At 68.5% G+C, this 21,914-nt stretch carries 22 protein-coding genes; 13 read left to right on the top strand and 9 right to left on the bottom strand.

Going from position 1 to position 21,914, the window contains the following annotated elements; translation table 11 throughout:
- Window positions 1-8: 8 nt before the first annotated feature.
- Together AC07NG_RS01055 and AC07NG_RS01050 are read left to right on the top strand one after the other, a co-directional pair.
- Complete coding sequence (locus AC07NG_RS01055) at window positions 9-422, top strand: DUF983 domain-containing protein (RefSeq protein WP_492855121.1); 414 nt, start codon at window positions 9-11, stop codon at window positions 420-422.
- 61 nt (window positions 423-483) lie between these two features.
- Window positions 484-951 carry a low affinity iron permease family protein gene (locus tag AC07NG_RS01050; protein ID WP_492855122.1) on the top strand — a complete coding sequence of 156 codons (468 nt, stop codon included), beginning with the start codon at window positions 484-486 and terminating at the stop codon, window positions 949-951.
- A 200-nt stretch (window positions 952-1,151) separates the two neighbouring features.
- Here the strand turns inward: AC07NG_RS01050 and AC07NG_RS01045 are convergent, their stop codons facing one another.
- On the bottom strand, window positions 1,152-1,463 hold the full coding sequence (locus AC07NG_RS01045) for a polyhydroxyalkanoic acid system family protein (RefSeq protein WP_110117994.1): 312 nt from the start codon (window positions 1,461-1,463) through the stop codon (window positions 1,152-1,154).
- A 116-nt stretch (window positions 1,464-1,579) separates the two neighbouring features.
- Between AC07NG_RS01045 and didA the strand changes: the two genes are divergently transcribed.
- The 3 genes from didA to AC07NG_RS01030 are packed head-to-tail and all read left to right on the top strand — an operon-like array spanning window position 1,580 to window position 4,201.
- Window positions 1,580-1,804, top strand: a complete 225-nt coding sequence (gene didA / locus AC07NG_RS01040) for a DNA damage-induced SOS-independent cell division inhibitor A (RefSeq protein ID WP_110117995.1) — start codon at window positions 1,580-1,582, stop codon at window positions 1,802-1,804.
- 41 nt (window positions 1,805-1,845) lie between these two features.
- Window positions 1,846-2,859 (top strand): N-acetyl-D-Glu racemase DgcA, encoded by a 1,014-nt coding sequence (dgcA, locus tag AC07NG_RS01035; protein WP_494591585.1) that lies wholly within the window; start codon window positions 1,846-1,848, stop codon window positions 2,857-2,859.
- 40 nt (window positions 2,860-2,899) lie between these two features.
- Window positions 2,900-4,201 (top strand): dicarboxylate/amino acid:cation symporter, encoded by a 1,302-nt coding sequence (locus AC07NG_RS01030; RefSeq protein ID WP_494591583.1) that lies wholly within the window; start codon window positions 2,900-2,902, stop codon window positions 4,199-4,201.
- Window positions 4,202-4,407: 206 nt separating this feature from the next.
- Here the strand turns inward: AC07NG_RS01030 and murB are convergent, their stop codons facing one another.
- Window positions 4,408-5,313, bottom strand: coding sequence for a UDP-N-acetylmuramate dehydrogenase (gene murB, locus AC07NG_RS01025; RefSeq protein ID WP_494591581.1), 906 nt, complete (start codon window positions 5,311-5,313; stop codon window positions 4,408-4,410).
- A 7-nt stretch (window positions 5,314-5,320) separates the two neighbouring features.
- A complete protein-coding gene (gene murC / locus AC07NG_RS01020) occupies window positions 5,321-6,739 on the bottom strand; it encodes a UDP-N-acetylmuramate--L-alanine ligase (protein WP_487287751.1) in 1,419 nt (472 codons plus the stop codon).
- A gap of 102 nt (window positions 6,740-6,841) precedes the next feature.
- Between murC and lepA the strand changes: the two genes are divergently transcribed.
- Together lepA and AC07NG_RS01010 are read left to right on the top strand one after the other, a co-directional pair.
- Complete coding sequence (gene lepA, locus AC07NG_RS01015; RefSeq protein ID WP_487287752.1) at window positions 6,842-8,650, top strand: translation elongation factor 4; 1,809 nt, start codon at window positions 6,842-6,844, stop codon at window positions 8,648-8,650.
- Window positions 8,651-8,776: 126 nt separating this feature from the next.
- Window positions 8,777-9,262 carry a RebB family R body protein gene (locus AC07NG_RS01010; protein WP_494591579.1) on the top strand — a complete coding sequence of 162 codons (486 nt, stop codon included), beginning with the start codon at window positions 8,777-8,779 and terminating at the stop codon, window positions 9,260-9,262.
- On the opposite strand, the gene AC07NG_RS01005 is transcribed toward AC07NG_RS01010, so the two are convergent.
- The 3 genes from AC07NG_RS01005 to AC07NG_RS00995 are packed head-to-tail and all read right to left on the bottom strand — an operon-like array spanning window position 9,259 to window position 12,850.
- A complete protein-coding gene (locus AC07NG_RS01005) occupies window positions 9,259-10,275 on the bottom strand; it encodes a cytochrome-c peroxidase (RefSeq protein ID WP_494591577.1) in 1,017 nt (338 codons plus the stop codon). The genes AC07NG_RS01010 and AC07NG_RS01005 overlap by 4 nt on opposite strands.
- 10 nt (window positions 10,276-10,285) lie before the next feature.
- Window positions 10,286-10,807 carry a homogentisate 1,2-dioxygenase gene (locus AC07NG_RS01000; RefSeq protein WP_494591575.1) on the bottom strand — a complete coding sequence of 174 codons (522 nt, stop codon included), beginning with the start codon at window positions 10,805-10,807 and terminating at the stop codon, window positions 10,286-10,288.
- A 12-nt stretch (window positions 10,808-10,819) separates the two neighbouring features.
- On the bottom strand, window positions 10,820-12,850 hold the full coding sequence (locus tag AC07NG_RS00995) for a TonB-dependent receptor plug domain-containing protein (RefSeq protein ID WP_494591573.1): 2,031 nt from the start codon (window positions 12,848-12,850) through the stop codon (window positions 10,820-10,822).
- A gap of 123 nt (window positions 12,851-12,973) precedes the next feature.
- Between AC07NG_RS00995 and AC07NG_RS00990 the strand changes: the two genes are divergently transcribed.
- The 5 genes from AC07NG_RS00990 to AC07NG_RS00970 all read left to right on the top strand — a co-directional run bounded on the left by AC07NG_RS00990 (window position 12,974) and on the right by AC07NG_RS00970 (window position 16,583).
- A complete protein-coding gene (locus AC07NG_RS00990; RefSeq protein ID WP_494591571.1) occupies window positions 12,974-13,615 on the top strand; it encodes a glutathione S-transferase family protein in 642 nt (213 codons plus the stop codon).
- Between the two features lie 189 nt (window positions 13,616-13,804).
- Window positions 13,805-15,397 carry a flavin monoamine oxidase family protein gene (locus tag AC07NG_RS00985; protein ID WP_494591569.1) on the top strand — a complete coding sequence of 531 codons (1,593 nt, stop codon included), beginning with the start codon at window positions 13,805-13,807 and terminating at the stop codon, window positions 15,395-15,397.
- A gap of 2 nt (window positions 15,398-15,399) precedes the next feature.
- Complete coding sequence (locus AC07NG_RS00980; protein ID WP_494591568.1) at window positions 15,400-15,846, top strand: c-type cytochrome; 447 nt, start codon at window positions 15,400-15,402, stop codon at window positions 15,844-15,846.
- Window positions 15,847-15,884: 38 nt separating this feature from the next.
- Window positions 15,885-16,061 carry a hypothetical protein gene (locus AC07NG_RS00975; RefSeq protein WP_487287760.1) on the top strand — a complete coding sequence of 59 codons (177 nt, stop codon included), beginning with the start codon at window positions 15,885-15,887 and terminating at the stop codon, window positions 16,059-16,061.
- Between the two features lie 24 nt (window positions 16,062-16,085).
- Window positions 16,086-16,583, top strand: coding sequence for a GNAT family N-acetyltransferase (locus AC07NG_RS00970; protein ID WP_492855134.1), 498 nt, complete (start codon window positions 16,086-16,088; stop codon window positions 16,581-16,583).
- Window positions 16,584-16,759: 176 nt separating this feature from the next.
- Here the strand turns inward: AC07NG_RS00970 and AC07NG_RS00965 are convergent, their stop codons facing one another.
- Window positions 16,760-17,896 (bottom strand): glycoside hydrolase family 43 protein, encoded by a 1,137-nt coding sequence (locus AC07NG_RS00965; protein WP_494591565.1) that lies wholly within the window; start codon window positions 17,894-17,896, stop codon window positions 16,760-16,762.
- 133 nt (window positions 17,897-18,029) lie between these two features.
- Here AC07NG_RS00965 and AC07NG_RS00960 point away from each other — a divergent pair, with 133 nt between their 5' ends.
- Complete coding sequence (locus tag AC07NG_RS00960) at window positions 18,030-18,176, top strand: hypothetical protein (RefSeq protein ID WP_494591563.1); 147 nt, start codon at window positions 18,030-18,032, stop codon at window positions 18,174-18,176.
- A gap of 7 nt (window positions 18,177-18,183) precedes the next feature.
- Here the strand turns inward: AC07NG_RS00960 and flhA are convergent, their stop codons facing one another.
- Together flhA and flbD are read right to left on the bottom strand one after the other, a co-directional pair.
- The gene (flhA, locus tag AC07NG_RS00955) at window positions 18,184-20,301 is read right to left on the bottom strand and encodes a flagellar biosynthesis protein FlhA (protein WP_110118010.1); all 2,118 of its coding nucleotides are present in this window, start codon (window positions 20,299-20,301) and stop codon (window positions 18,184-18,186) included.
- A gap of 143 nt (window positions 20,302-20,444) precedes the next feature.
- Window positions 20,445-21,827, bottom strand: coding sequence for a sigma-54-dependent transcriptional regulator FlbD (flbD, locus tag AC07NG_RS00950; protein WP_110133308.1), 1,383 nt, complete (start codon window positions 21,825-21,827; stop codon window positions 20,445-20,447).
- Window positions 21,828-21,914 lie beyond the last annotated feature (87 nt).

The raw sequence follows: 21,914 nt of genomic DNA, 5'->3' as shown, positions 1-21,914 counted from the left end.
TAGGGGTCATGACGCCCGCTGACGAGTTTTTCGATCCGCCCCCGCCGGTGATCAGCGGCCTGCGCCAGCGCTGCCCGCGCTGCGGCGAGGGCAAGCTGTTCAAAGGCTTTCTGGCCCTGGCCCCGTCGTGCGACCGCTGCGGCCTGGACTACGGCTTCGCCGAGCCGGCCGACGGCCCGGCCTTCTTCGTGATGAGCGGCGTCGGCATCCTGGTCACCTTCGTCTTCGCCTGGGTCGAGGTCGCCTACCACCCGCCGGTCTGGGTGCACTTCGTCACCACCTTCCCGGCCCTGATCATCGGCTGCCTGGCCACCCTGCGGCCGGTGAAGGCCTGGCTGGTGGCCGCCCAGTTCGTCAACAAGGCCGAGGAAGGCAAGTTCGAGAGCCTGGGCCGTCACGACCACGATCCCAGAAGACTCTGAAGCAGGCTCTGAACGAAGCCGGCCACGGCGGCGTTTGGTTGGAAAGCGCCTGGAGCCCGCCGTGGACAAGTTCTTCGCCAAGTTCGCCAACGCCACCGCCCAGGTGACCGGCCGCCCCGTCACCTTCCTGGCCTGCCTGGGCCTGGTGATCCTGTGGGCGGTCTCCGGGCCGGTGTTCAAGTTCTCCGAGACCTGGCAGCTGGTGATCAACACCGGCACCACGATCATCACCTTCCTGATGGTGTTCCTGATCCAGAACACCCAGAACCGCGACAGCGAAGCCGTCCAAGCCAAGCTCGACGAACTGATCCTGACTTCCACCGCCGACAACGACTTCGTCGGCATCGAGAAGCTGTCGGAGAAGGAACTCGACGCCTACCACGCCCAGTGCAAGGCGGCCGCCGAGCGGGCCCACGACCGGCTGGAGAAGGTCACGGCGTTGCGCGAGAAGAAGGGCAAGACGACGCCGGCGAAGGCTTCGCGCGCCAAGTCCGCCGCGCCCCGCAAGCGGGCGACCGCGAAGGGATAGAATTTCGTCCACTCTTCCATAGGGAGAGGGAGGGGCCCGCCGCGAAGCGGTGGGAGGGTGAGGGGTTTCACCGCTTGCCGGCAAATCCACGCCTCACCGAAGCCGTACCTTGTCCGGAGAGAATGTAACCTCTCACCCTCCCACGCCTTCGGCGCGGGCCCCTCCCTCTCTCAAAGAGAGAGGGGTTAAAGCGTCGCCCCCTACTTCTTCTCCAGCAGCAGCGTCCCCTGCTTCTTCACCTGCCCCGTGATCTTGCCGGCGATCATGCCCAGGAACCCCGGCAGCACGACCTCGACCAGCACCACATTGGCCGCGACGTTGAGCTTGCCGGTGATGGTCTGGCCCATGATCACGGCCGAGAAGTCCATCACGTCGTCGCGCCAGGCCTTGGTGACGTTGGCCAGGCCGCCGGGGATCTGGGCGCCCAGTTGCTCGAAGCCGCTCTCGATCCGCCGCTTGGCCTCGGCCACGCCGAGTTCGTGGGGGATGTTGATGGTGACCGGCTTCGACATGGGAACTCCAGAAGGACGTATTTCGCCCCAGACATAGGGACGACATGGTGTTTCGCCTATACGTCCAGTTCTGACGCATCCAAGGCGCAGGTTCGGCAGCGTCCACGGAGGAAGCCATGACCGACATCGCCATGACCCAGTACTTTGACGCCCCCGTCCGCACCGCCCGCCGCGTGCGCGCCGGCCGCCCGGGACGTCCGACCGGGGTCTGGGGGTCGATCTCCTACGCCGGCGTGCTGCTGGTCTGGGCCGGCCTGTTCGTGATCCGCCCGCGCCTGGCCCTGCAGGTGATGGCCCAGCGCCGCGCCGACTCGCCGATCCCGCGCTTCGACAAGCGCTGATCCCCCTCGCAAAAGCGCTCGAACGGCGCCAAGCCAGGGACATGAGCCGTCTCGTCGCCGTCCGCCCCGTCAGCCACCCGCTCGCCGCCCCGTTCCGCATCTCGCGCGGGGTCAAGACCGCCGCCGAGGTCGTGGTGGTCGAGATCGCCGAGGCCGGCCACATCGGCCGTGGCGAGAGCGTGCCCTACGCTCGCTACGGCGAGACGGTCGCGGGCGTCGAGGCGCAGCTGGCCCCCGCCGCCCGCCTGATCGCCATGGGCGCGGACCTTTCTGAGGCTCTCGCCCTGCTGCCGGCCGGCGCCGCCCGCAACGCCCTCGACTGCGCCATCTGGGACCTGCGGGCCAAGACCACCGGCGTCTCAGTCGCCGCGAGCACCAGCCTCGCCGTCCCGCCGTCGCTGGTCACCGCCGTCACCGTCAGCCTCGATACGCCGGACGCCATGGCCGCCGCCGCCCGCAAGGTCGCCGACGCGCCGCTGATCAAGATCAAGCTATCGGCCGAAGACCCAGCCGCCCGCCTGGCCGCGGTGGCCCAGGCCGCCCCCGACGCCGCCCTGATCGTCGACCCCAACGAGGGCTGGACCTTCGAGATCCTGCGCGGGCTGGAAGACCAGCTGTCGCGCCTCAACATCGCCCTGGTCGAACAACCCCTGCCGGCCGGCGAGGACGCCGCGTTGGAAGGCTACGCCCCGCCCTTCCCGATCTGCGCCGACGAGTCGGTGCACACCGCCGCCGACCTGCCGGCCCTGCGCGCGCGCTACCAGGCCGTGAACCTCAAGCTCGACAAGTCCGGCGGCCTGACCGAGGCGCTTTCGATGCTGCGCGCGGCCAAGGACCTCGGCTTCACCCTGATGACCGGCTGCATGGTCGCCTCGTCCCTGGCCATCGCCCCGGCCCTGCACCTGGCCGCCGACTGCGCCTTCGCCGACCTCGACGGGCCGTGGTGGCTGAAGGAAGACCACCCGGGCGGCCTGCGCGTCGAGGCCGGGAGGATCGTGCCGCCGGCCGCGGGGTTCTGGGGGGATGCGATCGACGCCGAGGGGCTTTGGCTCTGAGGGCTTGACCCGCCTCGCATAACGCCGTGCTCTCTGCGGCATGACCGACGCCCTCGCCGACGCGCCGCCTCCGCCCTCGCCCCCTGGCCGCAGGAACCCGCTGCAGGTCTGGTTCGGGATCTCGCTGTGGAAGCGGATCCTGGCCGCCCTCGTGGTCGGGGCCGTGGTCGGCTATTTCTGGGGCGAAGGCGCCACCAGCCTCAAATGGATGGGCGAGATCTTCGTGCGGCTGATCCGCATGATGGTGGCCCCGCTGGTGTTCGTGATCATCGCCTCGGGCGTGGCCCAGCTGGGCGACGCCAAGCGGCTGGGCGGCATCGGCGTCAAGACCATCGCCATGTACGTGCTGACCACCCTGATCGCGGTGACCATCGGCCTGATCATCGCCAGCCTGCTGGGACCCGGCGTCGGCGCCGACCTGCACAACGCCGCCCCCCAGGCGGTGGCCACGCCCAAGTCGCCTGCCGAGCTGTTCATCGGCATCGTGCCGCTCAATCCGATCAAGGCGCTGGCCGAGGGCGAGACCCTGGCGATCATCTTCTTCGCCGTGCTGGTCGGGGCCGGAGTGATCGTGGCCGGGGAGGACGGCGCACCAGTCGCCAAGCTGCTGGCCAGCGCCAGCGAGGTGATGCTGCGCATCGTCGGCTTCGTGATGGAGGCCGCGCCCTTCGGGGTCTTCGCCCTGATCGCCGTGGTCATGGGCACCAACGGGCCCGAGACCTTCCTGCACGTGGCCAAGCTGGGGGTCTGCGTGATCATCGGCGCGGCCATCCAGACCTTCGTCACCCACGCCGCCGTGGTGCGGCTGGGGGCCTGGCTGCCGCTCGTGCCGTTCTATCGCGGCTGCATGGACGCCATCCTGGTCGGCTTCTCCACCTCGTCCAGCTCGGCCACCCTGCCGGTGGCGATCCGGGTGGCGGAAGACAATCTGGGCATCAAGCCGTCGATCTCGTCGACCGTCCTGCCGCTGGGCGCGACCATCGGCATGGACGGCACGGCGATGTACGTGGCCATGCTGACCCTGTTCGCCGCCCAGGCCTTCGGCGTGCCCCTGACGCTTGCCGACTACGCCCTGGTGGCGGTGACCACCACCATTGTCGCCATGGGCGTGGCCCCGGTGCCGTCGGGATCGCTGTTCGTGCTGGCCGCGGTCTTGGCCACGATCGGCATAGGCCCCACCCAGACGGCGATCATCGTCGGCTTCATCCTGCCCTTCGACCGCATCCTCGACATGATCCGCACCGTGCCCAACGTCACCTGCGACCTGTCGATCGCCACGGCCGTGGCGCGGTGGGAGAAGGAGATCGATGTGGAGGAGTATCTGTCGAAGAAGGACGTATGATCAAACCCTCTCCCTGCAGGGAGAGGTGTCGCCGAAGGCGAAGGAGAGGGAAGCGGCTGCGAAATCGGCCGTCGGCAGCGGCGGCTGAAAACGTCCCCCCTCCGGCCCTCCGGGCCACCTCCCCCAGAGGGGGAGGATCTGCTTGTGCGACCTCAGATGCTCCCCCTCTGGGGGAGCTGTCGCGAAGCGACTGAGGGGGCCGGCCGTCAGGCCGGGCGCCCGATCCGCTTGATTTCCCAGTCCAGCTGGACGCCGGTCTTGGCCAGCACGTCGGCGCGGACGGTGTCGCCCAGGCCTTCGAGGTCGGCCGCCGTCGCCTCTCCGGTGTTGATCAGGAAGTTGCTGTGCAGGGGGCTGAACATCGCCCCGCCAAACAGCTTGCCGCGCCAGCCGGCCTCGTCGACCAGCTTCCACGATGAGTGGCCCGGCGGGTTCTTGAAGGTCGAGCCGCCGGTCTTTTCGCGGATCGGCTGGGTGGTCTCGCGACGGCTGGTGATCTCGGCCATGCGAGCCTTGATCGCGGCCGGTTCGTCAACAGCGCCCTCGAACACGGCGTCGAGCACGATCACCGCCTCGCCGTCCTGCAGGGCGCTGTGGCGGTAGGTGTAGTGCAGGTCCTCGACCGCCAGCTCGCTCACCTGGCCGGCGCGGTCCATGACGCGGACCGACTTGACCACGTTGACCGTCTCGGAGCCGTAGCAGCCGGCGTTCATGATCACCGCGCCGCCGATCGTGCCGGGGATGCCGGCGTAGAACTCCAGCCCGGCGATGCCGGCTTCCGCCGCCTTGCGGGCCAGGATGGCGTCGGGAACAGCACTGCCGGCCTTGATGCGGTTGTCGCCCAGGGCCTCGACGCCGTTGAAGCCCTTGCCCAGGCGGATGATCACGCCCTCGACGCCGCCGTCGCGGACCAGCAGGTTGGAGCCGACGCCGATGGCCATCACCGGCACGGCCGGATCCAGGGCCTTCAGGAAGTCGGCTAGGTCCTGCTCGTCGGCCGGCAGGAACACCACGTCGGCCGGCCCGCCGACGCGGAACCAGGTGAACGGGGCCAGGGCCTCGTCGATCAGCAGCTTGCCGCGAACGGCGGGGAGATTGGTCTTCCAGGTCATCGGCAATTTACTTCGCCAGCGCTTCCAGCTGGCCCGGCAGGGCGTAGGCCCAGGACGTGATGTCCCCGGCCCCCAGCAGCACGACGAGGTCGCCGCTGGTCGCCTCGGCCGCGATCAGGGCCGGCAGGGCCGCCGGGCTTTCCAGCGGCAGGGCGCGGCGGTGGCCGAACTTCTTGAGGCCTTCGACCAGGTGGTCGCGGTCGACGCCCTCGATCGGCTGCTCGCCGGCCGTGTAGACGTCGGCGACGACCACGGTGTCAGCGTCATTGAAGCAGCTGCTGAACTCGGTCATCAGGTCGCGCAGGCGGGTGTAGCGGTGCGGCTGGACCACGGCGATCACCTTGCCCTGGCTGACCGCCCGGGCGGCTTTCAGCACGGCGGCGATCTCGACCGGGTGGTGGCCGTAGTCGTCGACCACGCGGATCCCGTTGGCCACACCCGTCGTCGTGAACCGGCGCTTGACCCCGCCGAACCCAGCCAGGCCGGCGCGGATGCTGTCGGCGTCGACGCCCAGTTCGCGGGCCACGGCCACGGCGGCGGTGGCGTTAAGCACGTTGTGGTGCCCGGCCATCGGCATCTTCAGGCCCTCATAGCGGACCTGATCGCCCTCCAGCGGCGAAATGACGATGTCGAAGCTGGCGCCTTCGGGACCCATCTCGACGTTGGAGACACGGACTTCGGCCTGCGGGTTGGTCCCGTAGGTGACCAGGCGGCGGTTCTCGATCCGCGAGGTCAGGGCCTGCACTTCCGGATGGTCGGTGCAGACGGCGGCGAAACCGTAGAACGGGATGTTCTCGATGAAGTCCTGGAAGCCGCGCTTGACCGCGTCGAAGTCGCCCCAGTGGTCCAGGTGCTCGGCGTCGATGTTGGTGACGATGGCCACCGTCGACTTCAGCTTCAGGAACGAGCCGTCGCTCTCGTCGGCCTCGACGACGATCCAGTCGCCCTCGCCGACCTTGGCGTTGGTGCCGTAGGCGTTGATGATGCCGCCGTTGACGACCGTCGGGTCCAGGCCGCCGGCGTCGAGCAGGGCCGCCACCATCGAGGTGGTCGTGGTCTTGCCATGGGTGCCGCCCACGGCGACCGAGAACTGGAGCCGCATCAGCTCGGCCAGCATCTCGGCGCGGCGGACCAGCGGCAGGCGCTTGTCGCGGCCGGCGACCATTTCCGGGTTATCGGCCTTCACCGCCGTCGAATAGACGATGGCCGAGGCGCCTTCGACATTGGCCGCGTCATGGCCGACGAAGATGCGCGCGCCGAGCTTCTCGAGCCGCTCGGTGTTGGCGCTGGCTTTCGCATCGCTGCCCTGCACGGTGTAGCCGATGCGGATCATGATTTCGGCGATGCCGGACATGCCGATGCCGCCGATGCCGATGAAGTGCACGGGGCCGAGTTCGAAGGGGACGGGTCGTCGACGCTGGATCATCGGGTCGGATTAGACGATTTGACGCCCGCCGTGAACGGGGTCGATGACGCAAACCCGTCACGGCCCCTCGCGAAGCGGATCAAATGTGATAGACGCACGCGCATGAGCTCTACGCCCCTGGATAAAATCCGCAATTTCTCGATCGTGGCCCACATCGACCACGGCAAGTCGACCCTGTCCGATCGCCTGATCCAGACCACGGGCGGCCTGACCGCGCGGGAGATGAGCGCCCAGGTTCTCGACAACATGGACATCGAGAAGGAGCGCGGCATCACCATCAAGGCGCAGACCGTGCGCCTGAACTACAAGGCCAATGACGGCGAGACCTATGTCCTCAACCTGATGGACACGCCCGGGCACGTCGACTTCGCCTACGAGGTGTCGCGCTCGCTGGCCGCCTGCGAAGGCTCGATCCTGGTCGTCGACGCCTCGCAGGGCGTGGAAGCCCAGACCCTGGCCAACGTCTACCAGGCCATTGACAACAACCACGAGATCGTTCCGGTTCTCAACAAGGTCGACCTGCCGGCCGCCGACGTCGAGCGGGTCAAGGCCCAGATCGAGGACGTCATCGGCCTGGACGCCTCGGACGCGGTCGAATGCTCGGCCAAGACCGGCATCGGCATCCCCGACGTGCTGGAAGCCATCGTCAAGCGCCTGCCCGCCCCCAAGGGCGACCGCAACGCGCCGCTGAAGGCCCTGCTGGTCGACGCCTGGTACGACGCCTATTTGGGCGTGGTCGTGCTGGTGCGGATCTTCGACGGCACCCTGAAGGCCGGCCAGCAGGTTCGCATGATGCAGACCGGCGCCACCCACCGCATCGACAAGGTCGGGGTGTTCACCCCCAAGGCCACGGACGTCGCGGAACTGGGTCCAGGCGAGGTCGGCTTCTTCACCGCCTCGATCAAGGAAGTGGCCGACGCCGCCGTCGGCGACACCATCACCGACGAGAAGAAGCAGACGGCCGAGGCCCTGAAGGGCTTCAAGGAAGTCGTGCCGGTGGTGTTCTGCGGCCTGTTCCCGGTCGACGCCGCCGACTTCGAGGACCTGCGCGCCGCCGTCGGCAAGCTGCGCCTCAACGACGCCAGCTTCACCTATGAGATGGAAAGCAGCGCGGCCCTGGGCTTCGGCTTCCGCTGCGGGTTCCTGGGCCTGCTGCACCTGGAGATCATCCAGGAGCGCCTGTCGCGCGAATTCGACCTCGACCTGATCGCGACCGCCCCGTCGGTGGTCTACAAGATCAAGATGCGCAGCGGCGAAGAGATCGAGCTGCACAACCCGGCCGACCTGCCGGACGTCATGCAGATCGAAGAGATCGCCGAGCCCTGGATCAAGGCGACGATCTTCACCCCGGACGAGTTCCTCGGCGGCGTGATCAAGCTCTGCCAGGACCGTCGCGGCATGCAGCGCGAACTGTCCTACGTCGGCAGCCGCGCCATGGTCGTCTACGACCTGCCGCTGAACGAGGTGGTGTTCGACTTCTACGATCGCCTCAAATCGATCTCGAAGGGCTACGCCAGCTTCGACTACGCGCTGGAGGACTATCGCGCCGGCGACCTGGTGAAGATGTCGATCCTGGTCAACAGCGAACCGGTCGACGCCCTGTCGATGCTGGTCCACCGCAGCCGCGCCGAAAGCCGCGGCCGCGGCATGTGCGAGAAGATGAAGGACCTCATCCCGCAGCACATGTTCGTCATCCCGATCCAGGCGGCCATCGGCGGCCGGATCATCGCCCGCGAAACCGTCCGCGCCCTGCGCAAGGACGTGACCGCCAAGTGCTACGGCGGCGACGCCTCGCGTAAGCGGAAACTTCTGGACAAGCAGAAGGAAGGCAAGAAGCGGATGCGCCAGTTCGGCAAGGTCGAGATCCCGCAGGAAGCCTTCATCGCCGCCCTGAAGATGGACGAGGATTGATCCGGCGGAGGGCCTCGCCCTCCTCTGCCTTGTGCGAAATTTCCTATTTCGTAAGCCGCGGCCATTCGTAATGGATGAGCCGCGGCTTTCGTTTTGAAGGTCGCCCGTCCCAGCAGGAAGACGACCATGGCCTTCCCTACCAACGTCAACGATCAGATCACCGACTCGGTCAGCCAGGTGAACACCAAGGTGCTGGGCGACGCGCCCGCCATGGCCATGGCCATGGCCATGGGCAACCTGTTTGTGGCCGTGAGCCAAGCGCTTTCGAACGCCGCGCACAACGCGACGAACAACCAGCAGCAGTCCAACGTGACGATGCAGGCCTCGACGACGCAAGGCGTCAGCACGCTGCTGTCGGTCGACACCGCCAGCGCCGGCGAGGCGACCCGGAATATCCTTGGCGCCGCCCCGCCTGCATCGCCGAGCGCCCCTTCCGAGGCGGCGCTAGAACAGGCGCTCCAAGCCGCCCGGGCGGCGGAGGAAGCGGCGATGCACGCGGCGATGGAAAAGGTCGAGCAAGCCACCGCAGCCGCCGAGGCGGCTGCCCAAGCCGCCATGGAGGCTGCGGCAACCGCGATCGCCTCCGCAGTGGGGACCGATCCGGAAGACTAGGGCCCGCACCCAGGCTCAGGCAGGGAAAACCGTGGAGCCGTCACGAAACTCTCGTCGGTCAGCGTACCCAGAAAGTCGACAAGCTCCGCCACCTCGTGATCCTCCAGCCGCATCGCCGCGCGATGCCGATGGATGGCCGCCTCCAGCGTCGGCGCGGAGCCGTCGTGCAGGTAGGGCGCGCTCAAGGCGACGTTGCGCAGGGATGGCGTGCGGAAGCGCCCCGTGTCGGCGGCCTTGCCGGTGACGTCGGCCAGGCCCTGGTCTCCGGCGAACGGGGCGTCAATGCGGTGGAAGCGGACCTTCTCGGCGTCTGTGAACAGAGGGCCCGCGTGGCAGCCGGCGCAGGTCGCCTTGAACAGCCGCTCGCCGCGCTGGGCTTGAGCCGACACGGCGACCGCCTCGCCCCGGCGGCGCTGGTCGTAAGGACTGTCGAACGAGACGAGCGTGCGCTGGAAGGCGGCCAGGGCCTTGGCGATGGTGGCCATGCTGACCTCGCCGCCCTCCTCCGGGAACGCGTCGGCGAACATCCGGCGATAGCAGGCCTGGCCGGAGAGGCGTGACGTCAGTACCGCCTCCTGGCCCGCGAAGCCCATCTCGACCGGCTTGGTCCCGGCGATCGGGATCAGGGCCTGATCCTCCAGCCGCGTGACGCTGGGATCACCCCAGGTCAGGGCGCGGAAATAGCCGACATTGGCCAGGGTCTGGATGTTGCGCCGGCCCGGGTCGCCGTGGACGCCGGGATGGGTGGCGTTGCCGTCGGTGAAGCCGCGCCGCTGCTCGTGGCAGGTGGCGCACGACATGGTGCCGTCGATCGACAGGTCGGCGTCGTAGAACAGCTTGCGGCCCAGGGCGACCTTGGCGTCCGACATCGGGTTGTCGGCGGGGACCGGCGGCGGGGCGACGCCCGCCGGCAGCTTCCAGTCGAAGCCCGACAGGACGGGCGGCGCGAAGGCGGCGGTCAGCAGCAGGCCGGCCGCCAGGGCCAGCACCTTGCCGCAGAGGTCGAGCCGCACGATCCCTAGCTCAGGGCTTGCGCACGACGAGGATCGGCAGGCTCGCCTCGGCGTTGGCCGAGATCTGCACCACGTAGTCGCCGGGCGTCAGGTCGAAGGTCACCATCTTGCGCACGGTCGAGCAGGCCGGACCGCGGCCGTGGGCGGTCGAGCGCTGGGCCTGACCGTCCTTCAGCAGGTCGATCCAGGCGCCGGCGCCCAGGGCGATGACGTAGGATCCCGCCGTCTCGACCTTCAGCGCGAACAGCCCGCCCTTGCTGACCGTGCCGCCCGGCTTCTCCGGCTGGACGACGTAGGTCACCTCCGGCGTCGGCGACAGGGCCGCGGCATAGGCCTGGCCGGGAACCAGAGCCGCCTTCTGCAGATCGGCGGCCGAGGTCGCCGCGGCCAACGGGGCCTTGGCCGGCCAGGCGGCCAGATCCGCCGGCAGGTCGGCGTCGCGGGCGGCGCAGGCCGGCTCGGCGGGCGTCTGGGCGAAGGCGGCGGGACCGGCCAGGGTCAGGCCGGCGGCCAGGAGAACGACAAATCGCATCGGCAGTGCTCCTTAGAACCGGACGCGCAGGTCGGCGCGGAAATTGCGGCCTTCCTCGGGGAAGCCGTCGACCAGCTGGTACTTCTGGTCCAGCAGGTTGCGGGCCCCGACCACCACGTCGATCTTCGGCGTCACCGCCACCTGGGCCGTCAGATTGGCCAGGATGTAGTCGCCGGTGCGGTAGTAGCGGGCCGGGCTGACCAGCGAGCTGGAGGTCACCGTCCAGCGCTTGGACGCCGCCTCGACGCTGGGCGTCACGGTCAGGCGGTCGCTGACGCTCCAGTCCGCATAGACGAACAGCTTGTGGGTCGGCACGCCGGTCGGGCGGAAGGCGGCGTTGGTCGGATCGGTCAGTTCGCGGTGCAGGTAGGTGTAGTTGCCGCCGAGGGTCAGCTTGTCGCCCGCCTTGAGCGTCGCCCCGCCCTCCAGGCCGTAATACTCGCCGTCGCCGGCGTTCTTGGTCTGGCTGACCGTGCCGAAGGGCGCGCCCAGGGCCACGGGGATCAGGATCAGGGCGTCGCGCACATCGCTGTAGAACACCGCCCCCTCGATCTTCAGCAGCGGGGTGAAGTCGACGGCCGCGCCCAGCTCGTAGTTCACGGCCCGCTCGGCCTTGATGTCCGGATTGGGCACCACCGTGCCGAAGCGCGAGCTGTAGCGCTCGAACAGGGTCGGGAAGCGGGCGCGCGACGAGACGCTGCCATGCAGCTGGACGTCGGCGATCGGCCGCCAGACCAGGGCCGCCTGACCGTTCCAGGCCACGTCGTCGGTCAGCGGGTAGAAGACGAAGGCGCCCGAATTGTAGTCCTGGGCTTGCTTCAGGTCGCGGCGGTCGCGCGAGACGCCCACCACCAGATCGACCTTGTCGCCGAACCGCTGGGTGTCCTCCAGGGCCAGCGAGGTGGTGTCTTCGGTCACCGTCTGGCGCGGCTCGGTCGAGGCCGGGCTGAAGCTCTGCTGCCATTCGACGTGCTTGTCGCGACGGTAGAAGGCGGCGGCCTTCAGGGTGTTGGACGCGGTGACGTCGACGTCCAGCTCCAGGTTCCCGCCATAGGCCAGGTCGTCATAATAGGAGCGGAAGGCGCGCCCCAGGGTCTGGCTGTTCTGGCGGGTGTTGTCCCACGAGTAGAGGGCGTTCTCAAAGCTGTTGCGATAGAAGCGCGTCTTCAGCCAGGCATTGTCGGCGATCCTGGTCCGGGTCAGCAGGGCCAGGCTGTCGAGGTTCCAGTAGGGCCAGCTCCAGTAGCGCGTGCTGGCCGTGTCGGTGACGTGATAGGGCGCGTTCTTCTCGCCCTCCTGGCGGGTGTAGGTGACCGAGTATTCGTCCGTGGCGTTGGGCGTGAAGCCGGCCTTGAGGTTGACGCGCCAGTCCTTGCTTTCGGAGTGATCGCGGTTGCCGCCGTTCTCCAGGCTGGTGGCCGTGTAGTCGTCCGGCAGCTTCCAGTGGGTGCGCTCGTTCCGAGCTCCGCTGATCTGGGCGTAGAAGCGGTCAGAACGCCCGCCGACCCGACCCGAGACGCTATTGCCGTTCAGCGAGCCGTCGCCGTCGAGGCCCACGCCCACCCGCAACTCGCCCTCGAAGGGCGCCGAAGGCTTGCGGGTGACGAGGTTGATCGCCCCGCCCAGGCCGCCCGGCCCGTCGAGCACCGAGACATAGCCCTTGGAGACCTGAACCTCGGAGAGGTCGGCCGTCAGAAAGCGGGCGAAGTCGATGCGGTTGTCGGCCGGCAGGAACACCCGCACGCCGTCGATCGACAGGGTGGTCTGGAAACGGTCGAAGCCGCGGATGAACACCAGGCGCTCGTTGCGCGAGCCGCCGCTGTTTCCCGCCGCCGCGCCAGGGATCAGGTCCAGCGCCTGATCGACGCTGGCCTTGTCGAACTTGCGCAGATCTTCGCCCGAGACCTTGGCCCCGCCGACCGTCTCGCCGGCCGCGTTGCGCGCGGTCACCTGCACCTCGCCCAGGGCGTAGACATCCGATCCCTGGGCGTGGGCGGCGCCGGCCAGCAGCGTGCCGGCGAGAAGCGCGGTTCGAAACAGCATTGAGAACCCCTCGTTATGTAGTGACGGTACATATCGATTCGAGCTCGTCCTGGCCTTGCAGATTTTCTTCCAGACGCCCCTTCGGTCGAAATGCTACCCATCGCGGCGCCGACTGAGGCCCGCATGATCGAGATCCCCATGCTGAAAATATTGGGCCGCACCTCGTCGCTGAACGTGCGCAAGGTGCTGTGGACCTGCGACGAGCTCGCCCTGCCCTACGACCGCGAGGACTGGGGAACGGGCTATGCCTCCACCCATGACCCCGCCTTCCTGGCGCTCAATCCCAACGCCTTGGTGCCGGTGATCCTCGACGAACACGGGCCGCTGTGGGAGTCGAACACCATCTGCCGCTATCTGGCCTCGCGCCACGACATCGGCCAGGCCCTGCTGCCGGGCGAGCCGCGCGCCCGGGCCGGGATCGAGCAGTGGATGGACTGGCAGGCCACCGAGCTCAATACCGCCTGGCGCTACGCCTTCGCCGGCCTGGTGCGGCGCATGCCCGGCTTCGACGATCCCGAACAGATCGCCGCCAGCATCCGCGCCTGGAACGTCGCCATGACCGTGCTGGAACGCCAGCTGGAGCGCACCGGCGCCTTCGCGGCCGGCGAGACCTTCACCCTGGCCGATATCGTGCTGGGCGTCTCCGTCCACCGCTGGGCCGCCTCGCCCATCGACCGCGACATGCTGCCGGCCGTCGCCGCCTACTACATCCGCCTACGCGGCCGTCCCGCCTTCCAGCCCTGGGCGCTGGACGAGGTGCCGTAGAGCCTCGCCCCCTCCTCTGCCCGTTTCCTGCGCAGCCCGTTCGTCCGAACGCTGCGGAACGGTGATCCGTGAAAGCATCCGCCCGCCTGGCGAACAAAGTGGGCGGCGGGAGCGGCGACGCGCCTGCTTAGCTCGGTCCCGCGAGGCCGCCCGGTCGCGGGCGGCGGCGAAGGGGATAGGGCCGTACATATGCCAGAGGGCGTCCGCTTACCGACCAGACGACAACTGCTGACCGCCATCGCCCAGGTGGGCGGAACGGCGGCGCTTTACCAGGCGATGACCAGTCTCGGCCACGCGGCCGAGACCCAGTTCCACGGCCCGCCCAACCTTGCCGGCGCAAGGCCGGGGGCGTCGGTGGTGGTGCTGGGCGCGGGCCTGGCCGGCATGCTGGCGGCCTATGAGCTGACAAGGGCCGGCTACAAGGTGCGGGTTCTCGAATACCAGAACCGCCCCGGCGGCCGGAACTGGAGCCTGCGCGGCGGCGACACCTATACCGAGCTGGGCGGCGCGACCCAGAAGGTCGGCTTTTCGCAAGGCAACTACCTCAACCCCGGCCCCTGGCGGATCCCCCACCATCACCGCACCCTGCTGCACTACTGCAAGCAGTTCGGCGTGGCGCTGGAGCCGTTCATCCAGTTCAACCACAACACCTGGATCCATTCCTCGACGGCGTTCGGCGGCAAGCCGGTGCGCTTCAAGGCCGCGGCGGCCGACTTCGAGGGCAATGTCGCCGAGTTGCTGGCCAAGTCGATCAACACCAAGGCTCTGGACGAGACCGTCACGCTCGAGGACCGCGAGAAGCTGCTGGAGGCCCTGAAGGGCTGGGGCATGCTCGACAAGGACTACCGCTACGCCAAGAACCTGCGCAGCGCCTCCCATCGCGGCTACGACCGCCCGCCCGGCGGCGGCATCGACGGCGCGCCGATCCCCTCCGACCTCTACGCCCTGCACGACGTGCTCGACCCGCAGGTCTGGACGTCGATGGCCTTCTTCATGGGTCACGAGATGCAGACCACCATGTTCCAGCCGGTGGGCGGCATGGACATGATCGGCAAGGGCTTCGCCAAACAGGTCGAGGGGCTGATCACCTACAACGCCAAGGTCAGCAAGATCGCCCAGGACGACAAGGGCGTGGCCGTCACCTTCGCCGACACCGCCACGGGCAAGGTCGAGACGGCCAAGGCCGACTGGTGCGTTTGCACCATCCCACTTTCGATCCTGGGCCAGATCGAAAGCGAGATCAGCGACGAGCTGGCCGCGGCCATCAAGGCCGTGCCCTATTCGGGCCAGGTGAAGATCGGCCTGGAGATGAAGCGGCGGTTCTGGGAGGAGGACGACTCCATCTACGGCGGCCACAGCTTCACCGACCAGGAGATCGCCCTGATCTCCTATCCCAACAACAACCTGTTCGGAAACGGTCCGGCGGTGCTGCTCGGCGCCTTCGCCCGCGAGATGGGGGCCTATCGCCTGGCCGGCATGACGCCCGAGCAGCGGATCGAGGTCGCCCTGCAGCAGGGCTCCGTCTTGCACCCCGGCAGCTATCGCAAGGAATTCGCCAGCGGCGCCTCGGTGGCCTGGAGCCGCGTGCCCTGGACCCTGGGCTGCTGCGCCCGCTGGACCGAGGAGACCCGCAAGGAACACTACCAGACCCTGGTGGCCATGGACCGCCGCGTCGTGCTGGCCGGCGAGCACGCTTCTTACGTCGGCTGCTGGATGGAGGGCGCCCTGCTCTCGTCGCTGGACGCCATCACCCGCCTGCACAAGCGCGCCCTGGAGGCCTGAGCATGACCCGCCTTACCCTCATCGCGGCGTCCGGCCTGGCCGCCGCCCTCGCCTGCGGCATCCCCGCCGTCGCCCAGGCCCCGGCTCAAACGTCCGGGGGCGGCGACACCGGCGGCGGCGTGGTTCGCGTGGCCAAGCCCGTCACCGGCCAGCAGGTCTATGAAGCCGTCTGCCAGGCCTGCCACATGGCCGACGCCAAGGGAGGAAGCGGCGCGGGCACCATCCCCGCCCTCGCCGCCAATCCGAAGATGGCCGCTGCCGCCTACCCGACCATGATCGTCGTGCGCGGCCAGGGCGGCATGCCCAGCTTCGCCGGAACCCTTGACGACGCCCAGATCGCCGGGGTCGTCACCTATGTCCGCACCCACTTCGGCAACGCCTACGCCAAGCCGGTGACGGCCGCCGACGTGGCGAAGATCCCCCATCCGGACCTTTCTGGCGGGCACTGATCAAGACGCGGGGCGTCGGACCGTGCTAAAGCGCGCCGATGACTGACGAGACCGACGCCCCGCCGCCGAACGAAACCCCGATGCAGCGCGCCCTGCGCCTGAAGAAGGCCGCCCAGGGCCGCCATGGCCATGGGCCCAAGGCCTCCAGCGGCAAGGTCGATCGGGCCGATGCCGTCGCCCCGACCGGCAAGTCCCGGCCCTGGATGACGCGCTAGGACCACAAAGGGAGATCAGGGCCCATGACCATCCGCCCCGAGCGCCCGGAAGACATCGCCGCCATCCGCGCCGTGACCACGGCCGCCTTCGAGGGCCGGCCCTACAGCAGCCAGACCGAGGCCCTGATCGTCGACGCCCTGCGGGCGGCCGGCGCCCTTTCGCTGTCGCTGGTCGCACAGGCCGACGACGGCCAGGTAGTCGGCCACATCGCCTTCTCGCCGGTCGACATCGAGGTCTCGGACGGCGCCTGGTATGGCCTGGGCCCCGTCTCGGTGGCGCCCGACCGCCAGAAGGAAGGCCATGGCCAGGCCCTGATCCGCGAGGGGCTGGAACGCCTGAAGGCCATGGGCGCGACCGGCTGCGTGCTGCTGGGCTCGCCGCTCTACTACGCCCGCTTCGGCTTCGAGGCGGACGAGGCCCTGACCTACGGCGGCGAGGCTTCGCCCTACCTTCAGCGACTGGTGTTCAAGGGCCGATCGCCGCGTGGGGCGGTGACGTATCACATGGCGTTCGGGGCGTAGGGCTTCCCCTAAAACTCCCGTCATTCCCGCCCTTGTGGCGGGAAACCCTGCGTCCGCTTTCACATGAGGCGCAAGCGGCGTGCTCAGCACGCCGCCTCATCCACGCTTGCGGCTGAAAGAGGGGTTCCCGCCACAAGGGCGGGAATGACGGGAGAATTGAGAGGCCGCGCGCGCTCCTACTTCTCCGCGAACCACGCCCTCAACCGCTCCACCTCGGCCGGGGTCACGGGGATCACCGCCCCGTGCTTGGGGCTCTGGAAGTTGGTCGCCTTCATCGGCGAGCCGGGGTCGTTGAAACGGCCCAGGTTCCTGTAGTGGACGAAGTCGGTCGTCTCCGAGAAGCCCATGTTGTTCGGCTTGGCCCCGAACACGTCGTACATCAGCACATAGGTGTCGGTCCCCGTCCGCCGCCACAGGGTCGGGGCCTCGGCGGCGACGGCTTCGGGATCGATCTTGCCGGGCTCGTAGACATAGCCGCCGGTCAGGCTCTTCGACGTCGCGTGGCGGATGCCCGCCGGCTTGTCGTAGCCCACGGCGAACAGGTGGTAGGTGTCGCCCACCTTGGTGATGTCGCCATCGATCAGGCTCTGGCTCGGGTCCGGATGGGCCAGCAGCGGCCTGGGCTCGGTGGTCAGGGTGGTGAAAGCGTCATCGGCGTAGGCGTAGACGAGATAGTTGCGGCCGGCGCCGACGCGGGTCGTGAAATAGACCATCATCGCCTTGCGGGCGGGGTCGTAGATCGTCTCCGGCGCCCAGGCGCAGCCGATGTCGCCCATCTGCGGGAACAGCTTGTCGATCCGCGCGATCGCATGGGTCCAGTGCACCAGGTCGTACGACTTCATCAGGATCAGGCCGCGGTTGTTGCCCCAGCCATAGCCCTTCTCCGGCCGCTCCCATTTGTCTGAGCGAAGACCCTTCTCCTGGGCGAAGATGTGCAGGTCGGTCATGGCCAGATAGAAGGCCCCGTCGGGACCACGGGCGATGTGCGGGTCGCGCAGGCCTTTCTGCTCGGCCACGTCCCGTCCCTCCAGCACCGGCGCGCCGTCGTTGACGTCGGTGAAGCTGTAGCCGTCGGGCGAGACGGCGAAGTGCAGGGAATGGGTCTCGTCCTTGAAATAGACGAGCAGATAGGCGGTCTGTTCCTTTACCGCCGGGGCCTTGCCGGGCTTCAGACGCTTGACGATCTCGACCTGCTTGGCCGGCGCGGCCCAGGCGGGCGCGGCGCCCAGCAGGCCGAGCGCCAGAAGCGATGCGCAGGCTCCGAGCGAGCGGCGGCGCCAGGCGTTGAAGCCCATCTGAAGTCCTCCCGTCACGCGTGGACGTTCCCACGGCGACGGGTATTTGTCTGACTTATTCCGGCAAGTGCAAGAGGGACCGCGACGCTCGCACGTTGTGGCCAGGCCCTCCGAGGACTAGCAAGGACGCAGCTTTTTGCAGGAGTCGGCTTTGCGCCTCACCCTTTGTCTCGCCCTGCTGCTCGTCGCGACGGGCTGCACGACCATCACCTACAACTGCAACGTCCCGGGCGCCTGCCCGGGCGTCGAGAAGCCCGGCGTCTCGGTCTCGGTGATCAACAAGCCGGCCCGGCCGTAGCGCAGGCCTAGACCATCCCCACCGTCTTCAGACGGGCGCGGGGGTGGATCTCGTTCTGGCTCATCACCACGGTCTGGCCGCGGAAGCGCTCGATGATCGAGCGCACATAGGGGCGGATGGCCGGGCTGGTCAGCAGCACCGGCGACTCGCCCTGCAGGGCGGCCCGCTCGAAGGTGTCGCGCACGCCGCGGATGAAGTCCTGCAGGCGCGAGGGGGCCAGGGCCAGCTGCTTGTCGTCGCCGGGCCCGATCAGGGCGTCGGCGAAGGCCTGCTCCCAGTCGGCCGACAGGGTGATGATCGGCAGGGCGCCGTCGTCGCCGCGATTGGCCCAGCACAGCTGGCGGGCCAGGCGGGCGCGAACTTGTTCGACCAGCTGGGTGACCGAGCTGGTGTGCGGGGCGGCCTCGCCGATGCCTTCCAGGATCTGCGGCAGGTCGCGGATCGAGACGCGCTCCTTGAGCAGGGCCTGCAGCACGCGCTGGATCGTGGCGGCGTTGACCACGCCGGGGATCAGGTCGTCGACGAGCTTCTTCTGGTTCTCCGGCAGCTCCTTCAGGAGCTTCTGCACCTCGGCGTAGGAGAGCAGGTCGGCCATGTTCTCCTTGAGGATCTCGGTCAGGTGCGTGGTCAGCACGGTGGCCGGATCGACGACGGTGTAGCCGCGGAACGTCGCCTCTTCGCGCAGATCGTCGGCGACCCAGGTGGCCGGCAGGCCGAAGGCGGGTTCGCGCACGTGCTCGCCGGGCAGCTCCACCTGGCCGCCGCGTGGGTCCATGGCCATCAGGTGACCCAGGCGCACTTCGCCCAGACCCGCCTCCATCTCCTTGATGCGGATGGCGTAGCCCTGGTTGGCCAGGCGCATGTTGTCGAGGATCCGCACGGGCGGCATGACGAAGCCGAACTCGGTGGCCAGGGTCTTGCGCAAAGCGCGGATCTGGTCGGTCAGGCGGCGGCCTTCCAGGTCGTTGATCAGGGTCAGCAGGCCGTAGCCCAGCTCGATCTTGACGTCGTCGATGGCCAGGGCCGCGCTGATCGGCTCCTCTTCCGGCTCGGCCGGCGCGTCGGCTGCGGCCTTGGCCGCCGCGGCCGCGGCCTCCCTGGCGGGGGCCAGCTTGGCCTGCTGGGCGCGGCGATAGGCCAGGAAGCCCGCGCCGACCGCCAGGCCGGCGAACGGCAGCAGCGGCATGCCCGGGATCAGGGCGATGACGCCCGACGAGGCCGAAACCATGCCCAGGGCGACCGGGTTCATGGCCAGCTGGGTGGTCAGGGCCTTGTCGGCGCTGCCCTCGACGCCGGCCTTCGACACCACCAGACCCGCGGCGATCGAGATGATCAGGGCCGGGATCTGGCTGACCAGGCCGTCGCCGATGGTCATCAGGGTGTAGGTCGAGGCGGCCTCGCCGATCGGCACCTTGTGCTGAACGACGCCGATCAGGATGCCGCCGACGATGTTGATGCCGGTGATGATCAGGCCGGCGACGGCGTCGCCCTTCACGAACTTGCTGGCGCCGTCCATGGCGCCGAAGAAGGTGCTTTCCTGCTCCAGCTCCTTGCGGCGGATCTTGGCGGTGTCCTGGTCGATCAGGCCGGTCGACAGGTCGGCGTCGATGGCCATCTGCTTGCCGGGCATGGCGTCCAGGGTGAAGCGGGCCGCCACTTCCGCGATCCGGCCCGAACCCTTGGTGACGACCATGAAGTTCACCACCACCAGGATGATGAACACGATCACGCCGATGACGAAGTTGCCCTGCATCATCAGGTTGCCGAAGGCGGCGATGACCGCGCCGGCCCCGTGGCCGCCCTCGTGACCATTGCCCAGGATCAGGCGGGTCGAAGCGATGTTGAGGCCCAGGCGATAGAGGGTCGCGACCAGCAGCACGGTCGGGAACGAGGTGAATTCCAGCGGCTTCTTGATCAGCACCGCCGTCATCAGGATCAGCACCGAGCCGGTCAGCGACACGGCCAGCAGCACGTCCAGCAGGAACGGCGGCACGGGCAGGATCAGCAGGACGATGATGCCGACGACGCCGACGGCCAGGCCCATCTCGCCGCGCAGGATCCCTTCCCACAGCGACTTGGCGCTGGGGATCGAGCTTGCGGCCTTGGGGGCGGCGGCGTCAGCCATGGAAAGCCTTGCTGCTGTGTCTAGGGTCGGACCGTCCCGCTTGGAGCGATTTGGAGCGGCCCGCCATCTCCTTAATCGAAATTAGCCATGTTCGGCGCCGGACCGATCGTCGCGGGCGCCGAACGGCGTTACGTACTCAAGGTTTAGGCCGCCGCGCCCACGCCGCCCTGCGGGGGCGGAACGCTGACGCCGGCGTCGCCGTATTCCTTGAGCTTGTTGCGCAGGGTGCGGATCGAGATGCCCAGGATGTTGGCCGCGTGGGTGCGGTTGCCCAGGCAGTGCTCGAGCGTGTCGATGATCAGGGTCTGCTCCATCTCGGCGACCGTCTGGCCGACGAAATTGCGGGTCGCCGCCGAAGCCACGGCCTCGGCCGCCGCCATCGAGGCGCCGCGGGCCACGGCCGCGTCGGGCGCCGGGGCCAGGGGCTGGCCGTCCGGCAGGCGGATGGCGAACTCCTCGATCTCCGGACCGGTCGACAGCAGCACCGCGCGGTGCATGGCGTTTTCCAGCTCGCGCACGTTGCCCGGCCAGCGGTGGGCGATCAGGCGGCGCTTGGCCTCGGCCGAGATCGGCTTCAGGTCGATGCCGTTGGCGGCCGAGTACTTCTTCACGAAGTGCTCGCACAGATTGATGATGTCGCCCGGGCGTTCGCGCAGCGGCGGCAGGGCCAGGTTCACGACGTTCAGGCGGTAGAGCAGGTCTTCGCGGAACACGCCTTCCTTGACCGCCTCGGCCAGGTTGCGGTTGCTGGTCGCGAGAATGCGGATGTCGACCTTCACCGGCTTGGTGCCGCCGACGCGGTCGATCTCGCGCTCCTGGATGGCGCGCAGCAGCTTGGCCTGCAGGCGCACGTCCATTTCCGAGATTTCGTCCAGCAGCAGGGTGCCGCCGTTGGCTTCCTCGAACTTGCCGATGCGGCGAGCCAGGGCGCCGGTGAAGGCCCCCTTCTCGTGGCCGAACAGCTCGCTTTCCAGCAGGTTCTCGGGGATGGCGGCGCAGTTGACGCTGATGAACGGCGCCTTGGCTCGACGCGACTTGGCGTGGACGTGGCGGGCCATCACTTCCTTGCCCGAGCCGCTTTCGCCGGTGATCAGGATCGAGGCGTCCGACGGCGCGACCTGGTCGGCCAGCTTGATCACCTGCTCCATGTTCGGATCGCGGGCGATCATCGGACGGTTGTCATCGGTCACCGCGGCCAGGACGGCGGCGATCAGCTCGGCGTCCGGCGGCAGCGGGATGAATTCCTTGGCCCCGGCCTTGATGGCCCCGGCCGCACGCATCGGGTCGGCGTCGACGCCGCAGGCCACCACCGGCACCCGGATCCGCTCGCTCTCGTTGGCGGCGATCAGGCCGGCGATGTCGAGGCCGTAGTCGACCATCATCAGGTCGGCGCCCTGCCCGGCCCGCAGCGCGTTGGTCGCCTGCTCCGTCGTCTCGACGTGCGAAACCTTGGCCCCGGCGTTCATCGCCATCTTCACGGCGACCGAGAGCTGACCGTTCAGTTTACCAACGACCAAGAGGCGCATCGTATTCTCTCCGGGCGGCCCTTCCGGACCGATCTTCTACTGCTTCGCCCCTTTTTCGAAGGGGCGCGGACTACTGGGGACGTTCGA

This window comes from Caulobacter sp. GW821-FHT10C03 (assembly GCF_059415485.1).
Note: the sequence above shows the minus strand (reverse complement) of the source record. Positions and strands in the feature narration are given on the sequence as shown.